Here is an 18,177-nt window from a genome sequence, read left to right on the forward strand (position 1 = left end):
TCCAATATCCATCATGTGGAGTTTCAACTCTACTTTCATATCGGTCAAATAATTCTCCCAACTTACGCTGTTCCCAATCTTCCGTAAACCCAGGGAATCTGAGTTTCGGTACTTTACGTTTTGTTTCACTCATTGTGACACCTCTCTTTATCCTTCACTTACGTAGGCATCGGCAAAGTCATAGATAGCCTCAATTAATTTGTTCCCGTACGCGATCGTTTTCATCTCTTTCACGGCTGGGTCTTGGGCTTTTACCATATACTCTTTCCGTGCTGCTTTTTTCAATTCTGTCATACGACCTGTATCATCAAAGTCCTTTTTACCATATACATGGTTCGCAAATAGTGTTAGCAATTCTTCGCTACGAATGCAATCGACGATACCCCACTTTTGGCGAAACTCAAAGATTTCATCTTTCACAATCATAGTGTTCGCCTCTTGGATGATATCCTTGCTATCATCTAATTTCACAGGATAAGAAACATCACTGCCTTGTGGCGGATATTCCCCTGTATAGATAGCCTCTGCGGCCTTGTTGATTTGTTTCGCATATTGACGGTCTTCCAGCGCCATGGCAAAGTCTTGAATCCGTGTTCGGTACGCATCTGCATCATCCATACGTTCCTCGTGGACAGCATTCATCAATTCTTCCACTAGTTCTGTCAAATAATCGTAGTTCACTTTTACGTCTTTCACGTGAGTCATACGCAATTCAATTTGCGCCACTGGGACATCGTACTTCTCTGCCATGCGCTCTTTCAAATCATTGTAGAGGGCCGTGGTCAACACTTCTTCTTGCTCCACCGTCATGCCTACCATGGCCACCAAATCTTCTGGTTTATCGTAATCGAAACCGATGGTTTCCCCATCTAGTTGCTCCGCATCATATTGTTTCAGCTTGGACATACCAGAGCTATATTTACGCATAAGGTCAAACATTTCCTCTTGCTTCGCTTCGCTAGGTGGCACTTCTGTAAACGTATCCGTCAAATCCGCTAATCGGTTCACCACATGTTGCACTTCTGCTAATTGGTCTTTAAATTTTTTTGCTAATACGCCGTCTTTTTCCAAACCACCATCGTCATCCACTGGTCCCAATGTGCCCTGCACATTTGCCGATGCACGGTTCGCATAGATACGCAAAGCCTCGTTCATCAACTTTTCGTTTTGCACAGGCCAGCGATAGTTCACAATTCGCCCCCACGGTTTGCTATGAGTATCAGCGATACGATTCGTTCTCGAGTAGGCCTGAATGAGCAACGCTCCTTTCAGTGTGCGGTCCACATACAAAGTATTCATCTGTGGCGCATCGAATCCCGTTAAGAGCTGATCCACTACGATGACAATATCCAAATATTGACCATCTCTAGCAGTACGATTCAAGCGTGTCGTCAAATCTTGGGTATACCCAGACACATCATCGAGTCCAAAATTCGTGCCAAATAGCTTGTTATAATGATTCATCGCCCGTAGCAACCCATTGTTCGTATCTAGTTGGGTATCACTATTATTCGTACTAGCACTGAAAGTGACCCCCACTTTCAAGGTAAACTCGCCCCGTGCTGCTCGCTCTTGGTTCACTCTCTCAAATTCATCAAAGTACATCATCGCCATAGGCGTACTAGGGCGGTTGCCCCCTACATGGGTAGTGAGCATCGCGTTGTACTTGCCCTCTACAGATCGGTTTTTCCAGTGCGTAAAGATGTCTTCCACCACCAAACGGACATGATCCTTGTTGTTATCGTAGAAACTTGGCTCGATCATATCGTCCATATCATCTGGCGTAAGGTTGTTGATACGATGTTGGATGTCCGCCTCCGACCAATTCGGACGTGTATGGCGGTAGAACTTAGGCAAGTAATGTTCCTTCATATCCGCTTCGTCAATGGTGGTCTCAAAGTCTACTTTAAAGCCCAATACGTTTTTGTCTACAATAGCCTCACGAATGGTATAGGCATGGAGCAATTCACCAAATACTTCTCGTGTTTTGGTAGTGTTTTTTCCTGCCACTTCGTCAAACATCGGTGTCCCCGTATAGCCAACCCAAGCAGCGCCTTTAAACACCGTTTGCAACTCCTCAAAGCTGTCACCCCCCGTAGAGCGATGTGCCTCATCGACGATGAACACAAAATTTTTCTTCGGTAAGGTAAAGTCTTTTCGTTGGATTAACTTCGTCAATTTTTGTACAGATGTGACGATAATACCATTGCCTTTTTCATTCAATTTCCGTTTCAGTACATTTGAATTTTCCGTACCACCTACCGCATCAAACTGTCTACCATCTACGTCGATCGTGCCCTCTGGGTCATAAGCCTTATAGTTTTCTTCTGTTTGTTTCGTCAAGGCAATGCGATCTACCACGAACACTACTTTATCTACATGAGGCATACGGCTCGCTAGCCAAGCTGTTTTAAAACTAGTAATAGTTTTACCAGATCCTGTAGTATGCCAAATATATCCCAATTTATTGATAGGCAATGTAAAGTCTACTTGTTTCAATTGGCTCAGCACCGCTTTCGTAGCATACACTTGGTATGGTCGCATCACTTTCAACATTTGCTTATTCTTCGTTCCATCTAAGATGGTAAACTGCGTAGACATTTGGTGCGCCATAGGAATGCTGAGGAACAAGTCAGAGAATACTTTCCAATCTGTGACGACCTTATTGGTTTCCGGATTTTGCCACTGAAAGGAAAAGTCCTTATTGAACATGTCCGCCGTCGTGTTTGCCATGTATTTAATTTGCGTCGGTGTCATGCCCACCAAGATTTGAACGGTAGAGAAAATATCGCTATACTGCCGTTCTTCAATGTATTGATGCATTTGGTTTAATGCCTCATTGGCAGCATGTCCTGATGCTTTTTCCTCGATTTGGATAACAGGTAACCCATTAATTAAGAGGGTGGTATCAAAGCGACGTTCTGGTCGTCCTGCAATCTTAGGAGCTCGTTGTATTTGTGTGACCACTTGGTACACCGTATTGCCTGCCCCAATTTGTTTCTGATCGAATACAGTGAGATACACATGGCGTCCATCATCTAAATCCACTTCTACTTGGGAGACACCATTCACCCCATAGAGAAACTGCCCCGCTAGGTACGGCGTATATAGTTCGTTAATCACTTTTTGGACTTGTTTAAACTCTGTATCACTAAGTGGCTGCTTTAAATCCTTTTGATTTAGCTGATATAAAATACGCCGAAAATTTTCCCACAACGCTTCCGTAGTCTTAATATGTGGTTCATATTTCCACAATTTACTTTTATAGACCAAATGCGATCCATACGGAGCTTGCTGTTCTTTTACATCTTGTGTCAACGTAATCGAGCCCGTGGTTAATTGCTCTACTAGTTGTCGTTCAAAATCCATTTCGTTTAGTTTTGTCATATTTTACACCCCCTGTAATTGTGCTACTCGTAATGTATACATATTATGTGCTACTCGTTGTTGTAAAGAACGCACTCGTAATTCCTTGTAATACACATCGCCGATGATTCGTTGTACTTCTATTGGTGGTAACTTCGGCAGTTCTATGTCTTTCAACAGTTTTAAACTGTACCGAATCACTTGACTGCCTTGCAAATTTTGTTGGAACTGACGTTTAATACTTGGATGCTCATTGATGAGGAACATCATGTATTTCAAGTCAATCTGCTTAGACGTAGGCACCATACGCACATAGTTCTGAGTGAAAATGTACCCTTCATGGTCTTTTCCGACGATAGTCGCTTCCCCAGAGATGGCACTAAATAGCAAGTCTCCTTCTTCTAGTAGATCCCCTGTGAAAGTCGTTTTAATTTGTTTCCGATCTTGTCGTTCACCAGGTACACCATGTATATCTTCGTATAGTTCATTTTGACCATACAATGTATATGTTTTTGCCTCTCCTGTTACATCTTCGTCCAAGCGATATTGAGATACACCTGTATTACTATGAAATAAGTCTTTGATATATACCATGGAAATCATCTCCTTTTCTCTAATTTTGCATTTAAAAAAATTACCGTGGTTAACTTATGACTTAAGTATACACGGTAATTTCAAAAAATGCAAATATATAATTGTAATTTTTAAAAATTATTGTTTTTGTGATTTTCTTATATTGTTTTAAACATTGATATTATTTTCTCTTATCTACTATATCCTGTATCAATACCCTTTTGTAACTCAAATTCAGCCTTATTAATAATCTCCATTCTAATATTTTCTTCTTTTGACAGCTGTATTCCCATATCTGTTAATCCTTTTATATCTAACTCAGATAATAGATTCATATATAGTTGTCTATCACTTTTATTAATAATAATAGGAGCAACCCCTTGTTGCAGACAAGAATGAACAATTAAGGCCCTCCCAGTCCTTCCATTGCCATCAGAAAATGGATGTATTCGTTCAAATCGTAAATGCTGCTCCATGATGACTTCTATTTTTTCTTCCACAGTATTAGAGAGATTGAGTCTATATTCTAACGTATCACACCAGTTTTTTAATTCTGATTGCACTAAATAAGGCTCTGTAGGAGTAAAATCAGCACCTATGATTATATTATGAATTGTTTTAAATGCTCCTGCATCTTCTCTAATATCTTGTAATAAATTTCTATGAGTATCTTTTATTAGTTGAATGGTAATTTCCTTGGGATAATTATCTTTTAAAAATCCCATATATTTCTTATAGTTTTTGACTTCATAAAATTCACGTTCATTCATTACTTTAGGAATAATACCATCCAATAAAATACTTTTAGTTTCATATTGTGTCAGTGTATTACCTTCAATAGCTGTACTATGATGAGCCATTCTAACTAGCATATCATCTAGATAAGTATATGAAAGGTTCAAACCAATCACCTCCTTAAAAACGAAGTTTCTATGTATCTGTTTTAGACAACCACAACTTTTCAATGCCCAATCCAATAGCCACGCTTAGCGCAATAGCACAGATTTCAAATACTGCTGGAGTAATATACACTAATGGACTACCTGTAAACGCTGGCAATGCTTTTCCTGCCCAGACTTTCACAATGTCTGGAATGTAGCCACCGAATAGGATATGTGCATTGGTTGCCACCCACCATACCGCCATTACTACGATGGCAGTGACACGAGGCCACAATGATGTACGGCGTGGATATAAATAAAATACCATGCTAGCTATGGTAGTGATGATTAATGCAATGAAACCGATTTGAAGGCTCGCAAATAAACCTACAAATCCTTCCATCCCCAAAGATGCTTGAATACGTGGATCTGTCAGATTTAAATACATAACATCGCCTAAAAACAATAATGGCAATGGCAATGCATAAGTAGAAATATTCAAGACTGTATCGATAAAATAATGACGTTCCTTGCGTTGCATCCATCTATCTAGTGCACGAGTTGTGGCTAATATCAGTGCTACCACGATGATCATCGTTAGAATCCATGCAGCTATAATCATCAATGGGTCTTGTGGTAATGTAAATGGCAAAATACCATTTCCAAAGAAGAAAAAGAAATTCCACCATATCCAAGCATATACATAATGACCTTTACCCAACTCAAAATCAAATTGACCTGCCAATCGAGGCACTGCTTTCAGCGTCAATGGAATGGCTAATGAAGATATGGTAAACATAATGATGCTAGCTGTATCAAATTGGCCTAAACTAAACACTAGACTTAACGGAATAATCCACAATAGGGACCATCCATAAAATTTTATATAACTTCTCATATTACACCTCTGTATTCTTTCCACCTGCTAATGCCAATACCAAAGACAATGTCACTTGGCAATACATGATGATGGCAAACACCACATCACGACCAATAGTAGATAAGTTCCACAACCAAGATAAATCTAAGTTGTTAAACACCAAGAATGTACCACCTTGTACTAGTGCCCAAGCTAACACGTACACACAAATCGGTATTCTACGAGCCTTAGGACCAAATCCACTTTCACTAGAACGCAAGTAAAAGATAGGAATGAACAGGGATAATATCCCATAGCTCACCCCTGCCACCATGGCACTCATGCCTGTATGAATTGTGTACGCCCCTAGGGGAATCAATATAAAAAATATACTCATATATAAGGTGCGCCGCACCACATCTTGAACTGTTGACATACCTATTCCTTTCTAAACTCATAGTATCTTTACCTATAGTATATCAAACATCGACCATCTTATAAATACATATACTATTTCATTTTTACAAACAAAAAAGCACCCTTGCGGATGCTAATTATGATATACTAATTATAAGAACTCGATGTGAGTTAGGTTCATCACCGAAACGACCCTAGCGCTCCACACGTTAGGGTCATCATATGCGAAGATTTTAAGATGAACCTAACGCCAAACACACATCGGGTTCTTCTTGTTATTACAACTATAGTATATCACATTTTAGGCTCTCGTCAAAGACGAGAGCCTTTATAAATATGTTATGCCACAACTGCTTCAACTTCGATGCAGTCATCATCAGTTGTTTTTGGTTTTTCCAATAATGGAGTCATGCTATACATACCTACGCCTAGTGTGAACAAGTTGTGGATCCATGCAGTAGAGCTAGGAGGCATTACCCCTAATACGCCCAATCCTACAAGACCACCATTCACGCCTACGATGGAGTTATAGTTAATTTTGATACGATCCATCAACTTCATAGAAATACGTCGTAAATCTACGATAGCAGATAGGTTATCACTAGACACTGTCACATTGGCAATTTTTTGTGCAATTGGTGCACCTTCATTCATACCAATACCTACATGCGCCTCAGATAATGCTAGGGAATCATTGATACCATCCCCAACCATCATCACTGTATAGCCTTCTTCTTTTGCTTTACGAACGTAATCAGCTTTATCTGTTGGCATTACTTCTGCATGTACTTCATCAATACCAATTTCTGCTGCTACGCGCTCAGCATTTTTACGACTATCACCAGTCATCATAACGATTTTCTTCACGCCTAACTCATGAAGTTCACGGATAACATCCTTTGCTTCTTCACGTACTGGGTCTTTGATACAAATAACCGCAGATAGGACGTTGGAAATCGCTAAGTATAAATAGGAACAACCTTCTGGAAGGTTTTCAAATTTAGCTTCTTCACCTTCTGGAATCGTTGTTTTTTCATCTTCAAAAATGAAGTGATGGCTACCGATACGTACTTTACGGTTGCCCACTTTAGAAGCAATACCGTGCGCCACAACATATTCTACTTTAGAGTGCATTTCTTTATGCGGCAAATGATGATCTTTTGCTGCATTCACAACAGCTTTCGCCATGGAATGAGGGAAATGTTCTTCTAAGCATGCTGCTAATGTCAACATTTCGTCTGCATCATTGCCATTGAAAGGAATAATCTCTTGGAATACAGGTTCTGCTTTTGTTAACGTACCTGTTTTATCGAAGACAATCATATCTGCTTCTGCAATACGTTCCAAGAATTTACCACCTTTTACGGTGATACCACGATTAGACGCTTCTTGCATAGCGGATAATACTGCCAATGGAATGGACAATTTCAATGCGCAGGAGAAGTCTACCATAACGAAAGATAAGGCTTTCATCACATTGCGAGTTAATGCAAAGGTTGCAAAAGCACCTAAGAAACTCACTGGTACTAATTTGTCTGCCATGCGATATGCTTTTTGTTCCATACCAGATTTCATTTGTTCAGATTCTTCGATCAAGTTTACGATTTGCTCGAAACGAGTGTGTTTGCATGTAGTACGTACTTCAAAGGAACATTGGCCTTCTTCTACAACAGTACCTGCATATACAGAAGTGCCCGCATCACGACGAACAGGTTCAGGTTCCCCGGTCATAGAGCTTTCGTTGACAAGAACAACGCCATCTACTACTTGACCATCCAATGGTACTACTTCACCTTGACGAACCACTACGATATCGCCAACTTGTACGTCACCAATTGGTTTGCTCACTTCTACGCCATCCACAAGTACCCAAACTTTATCCACGTTTAGGGACATGCTTTCTGCTAAGTTAAGAACGGATTTACGTAATGTCCACTCTTCTAAGATTTCGCCGATGCCCAATAAGTACATCACAGCGCCCGCTGTAGAATAATCTTTTTGTAACAAGGCTGCACCAATAGCTACGCCATCTAATACTTCTACAGTGAGCTTGCGTTTCCATAATGTTTTGATGGCTGTACCAATAAACTTGATACCATCAAACCAAGACCATGCTGCTGCAATAGGTGCTGGCAAGACAAGTTTTTTACCGATATACAATAATGTTTTATCGATCATTTCCTCTTTGTAACGTTTGTTCACAAGGCGAGGAGAAAGTTCATGGAGTGCTGGCGCATTAGCTAAATCTAAATCTTGCAAAGAAAACAATGCTGCCCGTACTGTACTTTCATCACCTGTATGTTGGATGATCACATCCCCAGAACGCGTAAAGAAGTTTACTTTATTGATAGTATCAGATTTCATCAATGTATCTTCGATATATTGAGCTTGTGCATCATTAAATTTACGGCCTTCGATACGCACATGAAGACGACGAGACAAACGTTGCAATACTTTAAATTGCATCATGTATTATTTACCTTCTTCTAATACTTCTTCATCGCGAGTTGCATTGATTTCTTGTGCTTCTGCCAAGATGCTACCTGTGGAAGCTTGTAATTTTTCAGTTGTTTTTAAGATGCTATCTTTTGCACGAATACCAGCCGCTACTACGTTAGCATATACTTTACGAGCATCTTTAGAAGTTAATACTTTTAAACCTACTGTGCCTAAAGCTAAACCAGCTGCGAATACATTAGCGTCTCTTAAAGTTTCTTTTTTTACGTTGAACATTATTAGTTCCTTTCTGTGATTTAATTCACATTAATACATGATAATATAATACAATTAAAAATCATAAAGATAAGAGGGGCCCGTGTTATCGAGACCCTCTTACCAAACTTATGGTATAGAATTAGTTACTTTACTTCTTGCTCTTCGTGACCACCACAGCCACAACCGCATCCTGCTTCGGAATCGGATTCGGAGGAGGAACCACATCCACCACCGCATCCGCCGCCACAACCGCCTGCGCTTGTAGCACTTTTATATACTCGGTATGCAACATATAGAACAGCTAGTAAACCAATTGCGTATACAATAACACTATCCATAGTATACACCATCTCTTTCTCATTTTCAAGTACTTTTTTAAAATTATTTTGCGAATGCAACAAACTGCATAATATCAGTGAATTTTTGAAATAAAATTTTTCTCAATCTCAATTATATTATTTATTTACTATCAATATTGATTATCCCAATCCCAAGGCACGACCAATATGAACTGCTATGTATGCACCTACCCAAGCTAGGATACTAGTGTAAGCAAATACGGCACCGAACCATTTCCAGGAGTCAGTTTCACGTTTTAATACAGCCATAGTGGCCAAGCATGGTAAATATAGCAAGGCGAATACCATCAAGCCTAAACCGATGGCTGGGTTGAAGTCTGGATCAGTAGACAAGAATTCTTCCAAGGATTTAGAATCTACATCACTTGCTTCGATCGCGTAAATAGTACCTAATGTACTTACCATTACTTCTTTCGCTGCTACTGCGGCTATTACGGCAATGTTCACACGCCAGTTAAATCCAAGTGGTTCCATTACAGGTTGAATAAAACGTCCTAATTCAGATGCATAGGATTGTTCAATTTTTTCTTTACCTTGTTGAAGATCTAATGCTTTGATTTCATCTTCTTCTGCTTTATGGTTTACATATAAAGCCCAAGCCACTGGATATAACTCGTCAGCTTTTAATTCTTCGAAGTATGCAGGTTCTTCTACAGCTTCTTCTTCAGTTGCTTTTGCACCATCTTGAGTTGCTTCTTCTGCTGTAGCTTCTTCCTCTTCAGCTGGCGGGTCATTTTTATGCTCTTCGTCTAGGGCAAGCATTTGACCTAAGATATCATTCGCATCTGCTTGTTGTTCTTCTGTTACTAACATAGCATTCACTAAAATATCATCTGCCATTTGAGCATGTGTCATTGTCACTTGTTCACGAGCCGCATCATAATCTTGAGAGTATTCTACATCTTGTGGGAAGGATGTTAAGAACCAAATAAGGATGGATGCTGCCAAGATGAATGTACCTGCTTTTTTAAGGTACATCACAGAACGTTCCCACATATGAATGCCTACGGAACGAAGTGTTGGCATATGGTATGGAGGCATTTCCATTACGAATGGTTCTGCTTCACCTTTAAATACATACGTACGAAGTACTTTTGCAGTTACAACGGCTACGACGATACCCAATGTATAGATACCCAACAAGATCGTTGGTGCATCTTCTGGAGGGAAGAATGCTGATGCTAATAATGTATATACTGGTAAACGAGCACTACAACTCATAAATGGAGATACTAAGATCGTAATCATACGGTCTCTTGGGTTGTCAAGGATACGAGCACCCATGATGGATGGCACGTTACAACCAAAGCCCAATAACATAGGGATGAAAGATTTACCATGTAAACCTACACCACGCATCACGCGGTCGATAACAAATGCCGCACGAGCCATGTAACCAGTATCTTCTAAGAAAGAAATACATACGAATAATAGAACGATGTGAGGGATAAAGCTAATAACAGCCCCTACACCACCTATGATACCGTCATTCAACAAGGATTTTAACAATCCATCTTCTAAATTAGCGCCGATGAAATCTGTTAATAATTTGAAAGCACTTTCCAACCATCCTTTAGGATATTCTGCTACGTTAATAACCAAGTAGAACATTACCCACATGATAAACAAGAAGATAGGAATCCCCAACCAACGGTTCGTTAAGATTTTATCAATGTTGTCAGATTTAGAATCTTTATGTTCTGGAACTACTTCAAGAATCTTGTTGAATACGTCTACTGCAAAACGGTGACGATATTCTTGGAACACAATATCCATATCAACAGATTTGTTCAATTCTGTGCGCAATGCTTCTGCTTTGCTCAACACGGTACCAGATTTATCTAATTCTTGTACTTTTTCTAGGATATCTGTATCTTGTTCTAACAATTTAATAGCTACCCAGCGATGTGGATAACGACCAGTGTCAAGTTTCGCTACTTCTGCTTCTAATTCTGCGATAGCTGGTTCCAATACGTCACCATAGTTAACGCGAACATTAGGAATTTTGCGTTCTTTAGATACTTTCACAATACCACGTAGCGCACCCTCTGTCCCTTTATTGGAACGGCCGATCGTTTCTACTACTGTGGAACCTGTTAATTCTTCTAATTTTTTATTATTGAACTGTAAACCCATTTCTTTTGCCACGTCTACCATGTTCAAAACAAGTAGCAATGGTTGTTCTAGTTCAATCAATTGCGCCGTTAAATATAAGTTACGCTCTAAGTTAGACGCATCCACTACATTGGCAATCAATTCTGGATTTTCATTGATGATAACGTTACGTGCTGCCAATTCATCGAGAGAACGTGCTGTTAAGGAGTATGTACCTGGTAAGTCAATGATTTCAATGTCATGACCATCAATTTTCGCTTCCCCAACTTTTTTCTCTACTGTAACACCTGCGTAGTTACCTACGTGTTGACGGGCCCCCGTCATATTGTTAAATAAACTTGTTTTACCACAGTTAGGGTTACCGGCTAAAGCAACCTCAATCTTGGCATGTGTGTTGTCTGCCATCTTAGCATCTCCTTTTATTGGACTTCAATATCAATCATTTGTGCTTCACTTACACGAAGTGATAACTCAAAGTTTTTCACTTTGATTTCCACTGGATCTGCCAATGGCGCATACTTCATCACGCGCACCGCTGTACCAGGTACGACACCCATATCTACTAAACGATGCTTGATGTTACCAGCTCCATTGATAGCTACTACAGTACCAACTTCACCTGGTTTCATCTCGGATAGTTTCTTAACCATACTACACCTCCTACATACAAAACATAACAACCAAACCTATCATATATAGTTATATGAACAATACTTATATTATAGCACATTATAAGAGATAATCAACAATGAATCTCATTTTATTTTTATCTTTTTGTGAAATTATAAATCTATTTTTATCAAGTGTATTTTGTGCAAACAATCTATTTGCTTAGGGTATACCAATTATATCTTTTTATCATTATCAATTTCAATTTTTAATTAATAATGATATATGAGCTGTATATTTCTCATTATCTATAACTAAAAATGATTCTACAAATACTTATAAAAAATACCTATTTTAAGCAGATACCCTTTCCTTCACAACTAAACTATCTATTCTATGGCATTACACCCCTATGTGAAAGAACTTTCACAGGTCCACCTAGCTAGAAGTATGATATAATATAATCATTAAGTCATTTAGAAACGGAGATACACTATGAAATCATTTCAATCCTTAGGCATTGTGACTGAGCTGATACAAGCATTACAAAAGGTAGGCGTGAAACAACCTACACCAATCCAAGAAAAATCCATCCCCCTCATCTTCAAGGGGCAAGATGTCATTGCAAAAGCACAAACAGGAACGGGAAAAACCCTAGCTTTCCTATTACCGTTATTACAACGTATCCATACAGATGTACAACAAGAGCAAGCACTCATCATCGCCCCCACTCGTGAGCTTATCCAACAAATTGCGGAGGAAGCTCGACACTTAGGGGCCATCTTAGGCGTAGATGTACTACCTCTTATTGGTGGCAAAACTATTGAAGGACAACTTCAAAAGTTAGGTCGTCGCCCTCATGTTATCATCGGTACTCCAGGTCGTTTATTAGATCACGTGAATCGTGGTACTTTACATTTGAACTCTATCCGCCGTGTTGTATTGGATGAAGCTGACCAAATGCTTCACATGGGGTTTTTACCAGATATTGAAAAATTGATCAGTGGTACCGACGGTAAACGTCAATTATTGATGTTCTCCGCTACCATTCCAGACAAAATCCGAAACTTAGCGAAAGCTTACATGCAAAAACCAACATCTGTTACAGTACAAGGAGAGAATATTACTCTTGATACGATTGAACAAAAAGTATACATGATGGAGGAGCAAGACAAAGTAAACCGTCTTGTAGCTATGTTGGAAGCAGACAATCCATACCTTGCCATTGTATTCTGTAATACGAAAGAAGGGGCTATAAAGCTGGCTTATGATTTAGCTCGAAAAGGTGTAACACTAGGTGAAATTCATGGCGATATGACACAAGGTCGTCGAACACAGGTACTAAAAGAGTTCGCGAAAGGCAATCCACCTATTTTAGTAGCTACCGATATTGCAGCCCGTGGCATCGATATCGAAGGCGTTAGTCATGTGTACAATTTTGATGTGCCTCATGATATGGATTATTATATCCATCGCATCGGCCGTACTGGTCGTGCCGGTTCCACCGGTGTTGCCGTAACCTTCGCCACTCCAGCCGAAGAAATTTGGGTACGTCGTATCGAACGATCTATTCAAGCTACATTAACGAAATATACAAAAGACGGTCAAGTCAAAACTAAAGGGTCTGGCTTAGCGCCTAAGAAGGAAATTGCTAGCAAGAAACCTAAAATTAAAAGTACCTACCAAGCTACGAAAGCAAAAGCTCATAAAGCTCGCGGACACAAAGGTGCCAACACTCGCGTACGACGCGCTAAATCCAGTGGCTCTAGTAGTGGCGGACGCAAAAGAAGATAGATCTATTGCTTACTGGCAGTAGGCCCTATACGAAGATACAAGCACAATAAAAAGAGGAATGTTGAACACATCGTATCAACATTCCTCTTTTTTATTATCTGGATTATATAATTTGTTACTGACTATGGATCTAATACAACAAGTATAGATCATTTCCTATGCGCATAGATGGCTGGTTTTCCTCCTACATCGGCGCAACTCGTACGACAAGAACTACCCTCGCTGCACTTCCAAATAGGTTCTGGTTTCTGTTCGTATTGGACTAAATATCCTTTTTTGCATCGCGGACAAGTATACTCTTTGTGTGTTTCATCCAATATCTTTCCTGAAGTTTCAAAGTTCCCCCTGTTTCCTTCTGTATTGGAAACACTACGAGTAGAATTGCTCGCTGATTCTCCTTTTACAGCGATTTGTTCCGTATGTTTACATTTAGGAAAGTTAGAACATCCATAAAACTCTCCATACGGACCTTTACGTAGCAACATGTCACCAGTCTTACACTTCGGACAACTGCGGCCTGTACGTTGTGCCGTCGCCCCTATTCGGCGCTGTGTACCAGCTCTTTTATTTGCACTGTGCACCATATCTGTTTTTGGTGTATGCCCCACACGGTCCTTTACAAAATCAATTAGTTCCACTATGAATTTAGATTGATCTTGCAAAAATATATCTAGTTTTTCTTTTCCCTCACTCATCTGAGCCAATCGTTCTTCCCAAATCGCTGTGGAGTCTGGATACAACAGGGTGTCTGGCAAAGCATCCACCAATGTGTAGGCTTCCTCTGTAGGTATCAAGGTTTTCTTTTTTCCTTCTTCCTTTAGGAATTTGCGACTCACTAACTCTCCAATAATCGTAGCCCGTGTCGCTTCTGTACCAATACCAGACACATCCTTTAGTTGTTTTTTTAACTCTTCCTGTTTCACATATTTGTGAATCTCTTTCATTGCCTGAACTAATGTGGCCGACGTAAAGCGGCTAGGTGGCTTCGTTTTACGTTGATCCACCTTGCTATCCTGCGCTGTTACAGAGTTTCCTTTTTTCACAGCCGGCAATGATGCTTCTTCTTGGTCTTCTTCTGTCTCATCAGAGGATTTTATTTTTTTATACAACACTTTCCAGCCTAAGTCTATCACTACACGTCCTGATGCGGTAAATAATTCCTCTTGATGCGTCACTTCAATACGCGTTTGTTCATATACATGTTCTGGGTAAAACTGCGCTATATATGCTTGGGCAATTAAAAAGTAAATATTTTGTTCCTGTTTTGACAACGTATGATACGGGCATCGTACAGTCGTAGGAATAATGGCGTGATGGGCGGTAACCTTTTTATCATTCCAAGCACGACTCTTAATACTTGGAGTTCCTCCTTTTGCCCATTCCCCTAATTCTTTGTGACCCATTGCAATTATATTTGATAGAATCGTCTGCCCATCTGAAAGCTGATTCACTGGCAAGTATTCACAATCCGACCGAGGATAAGAAGTATATTTCTTTTCGTATAGCTTTTGAGCAATATCTAGTACTTCTTGTGGCGTATAATTAAATAATTTTCCCGCCACAATTTGTAGAGAAGATAAAGAATACGGCAATCGCTGTCCTTCTTTTTTCTTTTTCTTTTCTACAAGGGTGACTAAAGCTTGCGGCTCTCCCATTAATCGATCGCGCAAAGACGTAACGACAGCTTCCTCCAACATATGTCCATCTGGATCTAAGCCTATTTGAGTGTCTTTCGGTTTCCAAGTAGCCCAAAATGCGCCTTTTTCATGAGCATATTGTATTTGTAAGACATAATATTCTACAGGTACAAAGTTCTGTAACTCTCGTTCACGGCGCACCACCAAGGCTAACGTTGGCGTTTTCACTCGACCGATAGGAAACGTAACTCGTCGCCCCAAATGCTGTTGTTCTAGTGTATAGGCGCGAGATAAGTTCATCCCCATCAACCAATCTGCTCTAGATCTAGCTAATGCGGAATCTCTAAGATAACGAAATTTCTTATTATCTTCCAAATGGTCTAAGGCATACCGCATCGATTTTTCATCTAAGGCGTTTAATAAAATTCGTTGCACTGGTTTTGTGTTACCCAAATAATCCAACATTTCATCAATCAGCAACTGCCCTTCTCTGTCTGGGTCACCTGCATTCACGATCGTTGTCGCCTTTTGCATAAGTTGGCTAATCACTTTAAATTGTTTCGCACTATCCTTTTTAACTTTCAATTTCCATGTATCTGGCAGTATTGGCAATGCGTTAAAGTTCCAATATTTATATTTTTCGTCATATTCTGCTGGTTCTACCTGCTCTAACATATGTCCAAAGGCCCAGGTAATGACATTCTCACCTTGTTCAATATATCCATCACGTCGCTTTGCACTCTGTGGGTTAGGCAAGACTAAGCTCAACTCTCGGCCTACACTCGGTTTTTCTGCAATAAATAAACGCATATGCTCCCTCTTCCTAACTACAATCTATTACCAAGAACCTTTTTTACATTAGTTTTTATTATACTACATATTGTACCAAATAAGTAAAAATCTACTCTAATTATTCTCCCTCTATCTTGTATAATCCTTTAAAATTTCCTACCAGTGCTACATATTACATATATCATTAAGAGTGTTATAGCGCAAAATATTCCTATAGATACGGTCCGTTTTCCAACTTTCACTATCCTCTCCTATACAGGAAGGGCTCAAATAGTATATAATTTTAAGGATATGAAAGTATATAACATACACATGTATTAATAGAGGTGAATTATGACATTTTTAGAAGAAGTTACACGGCGTCGCACGTTCGCCATCATTTCTCACCCAGATGCGGGTAAAACAACATTGACGGAAAAACTGTTGCTATACGGCGGCGCCATCCACTTGGCAGGTTCAGTTAAGTCTAGAAAAACGCAGAAATATGCTGTGTCTGACTGGATGGAAATCGAAAAACAACGTGGTATCTCTGTCACTAGCTCTGTATTACAATTCGATTACGATGGTCATCGTGTCAACATTTTGGATACACCTGGTCACCAAGACTTCTCCGAAGATACATACCGCACCTTAATGGCAGCTGACAGTGCTGTCATGTTAATTGACGTTGCAAAAGGTGTAGAAGCGCAGACGAAAAAGTTATTTGCTGTTTGTAAAGAACGTGGGATTCCTATCTTTACCTTCGTCAACAAAATTGACCACTTCGGTCGCAATCCATTTGATTTGATGGAAGAAATTGAAAACTCCCTTGGCATCCGTGCTGTCCCTATGAACTGGCCTGTAGGCATCAATGGTGAATACCAAGGTGTATACGACCGGGAAACGAACACTGTAGAACTGTTCGAAAAAGATGAATCTCATGGCCAAAAAAAACTGGCTTCTACAAAAGGCGATGTGCATGATCCAGCATTCCGTGACTTATTAGGGGAAGAAGTGCATCAATCCTTAATCGATGATATTGAACTTCTCGATGTCGCTGGCGATGCATTCGATTTAGAAAAAGTAAAAGCTGGTGAGTTGACACCGATGTTCTTCGGTTCTGCTATGACAAATTTTGGGGTAAAACCATTCCTTGAAAAGTTCTTAGAACTAGCTCCAATGCCTGCGCCTCGTACAGCTCGTGAAGAAACAGTAGAACCTACATCTGAAGACTTCTCTGCTTTCGTATTTAAAATCCAAGCTAACATGAATCCAAATCACCATGACCGCATTGTGTTTATGCGTATTTGTTCCGGTAAGTTTGAAAAAGGCATGAATGTACTTCACCAACAATCTGGTAAAACGTTACGTTTGTCTCAACCACAACAATTCTTAGCTACTGAGCGTACGATTATCGATGAAGCCTTCCCTGGCGATATTATCGGCGTCTTCGATGCTGGTACGATGGGGGTAGGTGATACTCTATGTGCAGCGAATCACAAGGTAACTTTCAGTGATTTCCCTGTCTTCCCACCTGAGTTCTTTGCCCGTGTTACACCAAAAGATTCTATGAAGCGTAAACAGTTCCTAAAAGGCATGACGCAATTAGCACAAGAAGGTGCAGTACAAATCTTTGAGCCACTATACTCTATGGACTCCTTTGTAGTGGGTGCTGTTGGTATGCTTCAATTTGAAGTACTACAATATCGTCTCAAACACGAATATGGTGTCGATTTAGTCAATAATTCCCTACCATATGGTGTGGCTCGTTGGATCGATGGCGAGGTCGATGTAAACAGTCTCAAAGGTATGGATAATGCGATGATCGTAAAGGATAATCGTGGCCGCTTAGTTGTATTGATTTCTAACGAATGGCAAATGGGTTGGGTGGTAGAACGTAATCCAGATGTAACATTCTTGCACACACCGAATATTGAAGCGTAATTACATACCGTAAATAATAAAAACCTAGACGATGTCACTCATCGTCTAGGTTTTTTATTATGCCAATATATAGGCAATAATCACTAAGCGTATCTCTTACTATGTAACTATATGCAGAAACAGATACTAACCTTTAA

Annotated in this window: 13 protein-coding genes; 2 read left to right on the forward strand and 11 right to left on the reverse strand. The window is 39.8% G+C overall.

Features of this window, described 5'->3' with window-relative positions:
- Positions 1 to 147: 147 nt before the first annotated feature.
- The 10 genes from EO115_RS07260 to EO115_RS07305 form a co-directional block, all read right to left on the reverse strand.
- Positions 148 to 3,387 carry a type I restriction endonuclease subunit R gene (locus tag EO115_RS07260; protein WP_126938291.1) on the reverse strand — a complete coding sequence of 1,080 codons (3,240 nt, stop codon included), beginning with the start codon at positions 3,385 to 3,387 and terminating at the stop codon, positions 148 to 150.
- 3 nt (positions 3,388 to 3,390) lie between these two features.
- Positions 3,391 to 3,960 (reverse strand): restriction endonuclease subunit M, encoded by a 570-nt coding sequence (locus EO115_RS07265; RefSeq protein ID WP_126938292.1) that lies wholly within the window; start codon positions 3,958 to 3,960, stop codon positions 3,391 to 3,393.
- 170 nt (positions 3,961 to 4,130) lie between these two features.
- The gene (locus EO115_RS07270; RefSeq protein ID WP_371413266.1) at positions 4,131 to 4,850 is read right to left on the reverse strand and encodes a Fic family protein; all 720 of its coding nucleotides are present in this window, start codon (positions 4,848 to 4,850) and stop codon (positions 4,131 to 4,133) included.
- A 19-nt stretch (positions 4,851 to 4,869) separates the two neighbouring features.
- The gene (locus EO115_RS07275) at positions 4,870 to 5,718 is read right to left on the reverse strand and encodes a hypothetical protein (protein WP_126938293.1); all 849 of its coding nucleotides are present in this window, start codon (positions 5,716 to 5,718) and stop codon (positions 4,870 to 4,872) included.
- 1 nt (position 5,719) lies between these two features.
- Positions 5,720 to 6,115: a hypothetical protein gene (locus EO115_RS07280; RefSeq protein ID WP_126938294.1), complete on the reverse strand. Its 396-nt coding sequence runs from the start codon at positions 6,113 to 6,115 to the stop codon at positions 5,720 to 5,722.
- Between the two features lie 320 nt (positions 6,116 to 6,435).
- Positions 6,436 to 8,565: a heavy metal translocating P-type ATPase gene (locus tag EO115_RS07285; RefSeq protein ID WP_126938295.1), complete on the reverse strand. Its 2,130-nt coding sequence runs from the start codon at positions 8,563 to 8,565 to the stop codon at positions 6,436 to 6,438.
- Positions 8,566 to 8,568: 3 nt separating this feature from the next.
- A complete protein-coding gene (locus tag EO115_RS07290) occupies positions 8,569 to 8,829 on the reverse strand; it encodes a DUF6110 family protein (RefSeq protein ID WP_126938296.1) in 261 nt (86 codons plus the stop codon).
- Positions 8,830 to 8,954: 125 nt separating this feature from the next.
- Positions 8,955 to 9,149, reverse strand: coding sequence for a FeoB-associated Cys-rich membrane protein (locus EO115_RS07295; protein WP_126938297.1), 195 nt, complete (start codon positions 9,147 to 9,149; stop codon positions 8,955 to 8,957).
- Positions 9,150 to 9,290: 141 nt separating this feature from the next.
- Positions 9,291 to 11,690 carry a ferrous iron transport protein B gene (feoB, locus tag EO115_RS07300; RefSeq protein WP_126938298.1) on the reverse strand — a complete coding sequence of 800 codons (2,400 nt, stop codon included), beginning with the start codon at positions 11,688 to 11,690 and terminating at the stop codon, positions 9,291 to 9,293.
- Positions 11,691 to 11,704: 14 nt separating this feature from the next.
- On the reverse strand, positions 11,705 to 11,935 hold the full coding sequence (locus EO115_RS07305) for a FeoA family protein (protein WP_126938299.1): 231 nt from the start codon (positions 11,933 to 11,935) through the stop codon (positions 11,705 to 11,707).
- A gap of 454 nt (positions 11,936 to 12,389) precedes the next feature.
- Between EO115_RS07305 and EO115_RS07310 the strand changes: the two genes are divergently transcribed.
- Complete coding sequence (locus EO115_RS07310; RefSeq protein WP_126938300.1) at positions 12,390 to 13,688, forward strand: DEAD/DEAH box helicase; 1,299 nt, start codon at positions 12,390 to 12,392, stop codon at positions 13,686 to 13,688.
- 149 nt (positions 13,689 to 13,837) lie between these two features.
- On the opposite strand, the gene EO115_RS07315 is transcribed toward EO115_RS07310, so the two are convergent.
- Entirely contained in the window at positions 13,838 to 16,135 is a 2,298-nt protein-coding gene (locus EO115_RS07315) for a DNA topoisomerase 3 (RefSeq protein WP_126938301.1), read from the reverse strand.
- A 315-nt stretch (positions 16,136 to 16,450) separates the two neighbouring features.
- On the opposite strand from EO115_RS07315, the gene EO115_RS07320 reads away from it, so the two are divergent.
- A complete protein-coding gene (locus tag EO115_RS07320; protein ID WP_126938302.1) occupies positions 16,451 to 18,040 on the forward strand; it encodes a peptide chain release factor 3 in 1,590 nt (529 codons plus the stop codon).
- Positions 18,041 to 18,177 lie beyond the last annotated feature (137 nt).

Origin of the sequence: Veillonella sp. CHU740, assembly GCF_003992055.1 — a bacterium.
GTDB lineage: Bacteria > Bacillota > Negativicutes > Veillonellales > Veillonellaceae > F0422.

Excerpts from the sequence above, each read along its gene's own strand:
- EO115_RS07260 (WP_126938291.1), bottom strand. The coding sequence starts at position 3,387 with ATGACAAAACTAAACGAAATGGATTTTGAACGACAACTAGTAGAGCAA.
- EO115_RS07265 (WP_126938292.1), bottom strand. The coding sequence starts at position 3,960 with ATGGTATATATCAAAGACTTATTTCATAGTAATACAGGTGTATCTCAA.
- EO115_RS07275 (WP_126938293.1), bottom strand. The coding sequence starts at position 5,718 with ATGAGAAGTTATATAAAATTTTATGGATGGTCCCTATTGTGGATTATT.
- EO115_RS07280 (WP_126938294.1), bottom strand. The coding sequence starts at position 6,115 with ATGTCAACAGTTCAAGATGTGGTGCGGCGCACCTTATATATGAGTATA.
- EO115_RS07285 (WP_126938295.1), bottom strand. The coding sequence starts at position 8,565 with ATGATGCAATTTAAAGTATTGCAACGTTTGTCTCGTCGTCTTCATGTG.
- EO115_RS07290 (WP_126938296.1), bottom strand. The coding sequence starts at position 8,829 with ATGTTCAACGTAAAAAAAGAAACTTTAAGAGACGCTAATGTATTCGCA.
- EO115_RS07295 (WP_126938297.1), bottom strand. The coding sequence starts at position 9,149 with ATGGATAGTGTTATTGTATACGCAATTGGTTTACTAGCTGTTCTATAT.
- feoB (WP_126938298.1), bottom strand. The coding sequence starts at position 11,690 with ATGGCAGACAACACACATGCCAAGATTGAGGTTGCTTTAGCCGGTAAC.
- EO115_RS07305 (WP_126938299.1), bottom strand. The coding sequence starts at position 11,935 with ATGGTTAAGAAACTATCCGAGATGAAACCAGGTGAAGTTGGTACTGTA.
- EO115_RS07310 (WP_126938300.1), top strand. The coding sequence starts at position 12,390 with ATGAAATCATTTCAATCCTTAGGCATTGTGACTGAGCTGATACAAGCA.
- EO115_RS07315 (WP_126938301.1), bottom strand. The coding sequence starts at position 16,135 with ATGCGTTTATTTATTGCAGAAAAACCGAGTGTAGGCCGAGAGTTGAGC.
- EO115_RS07320 (WP_126938302.1), top strand. The coding sequence starts at position 16,451 with ATGACATTTTTAGAAGAAGTTACACGGCGTCGCACGTTCGCCATCATT.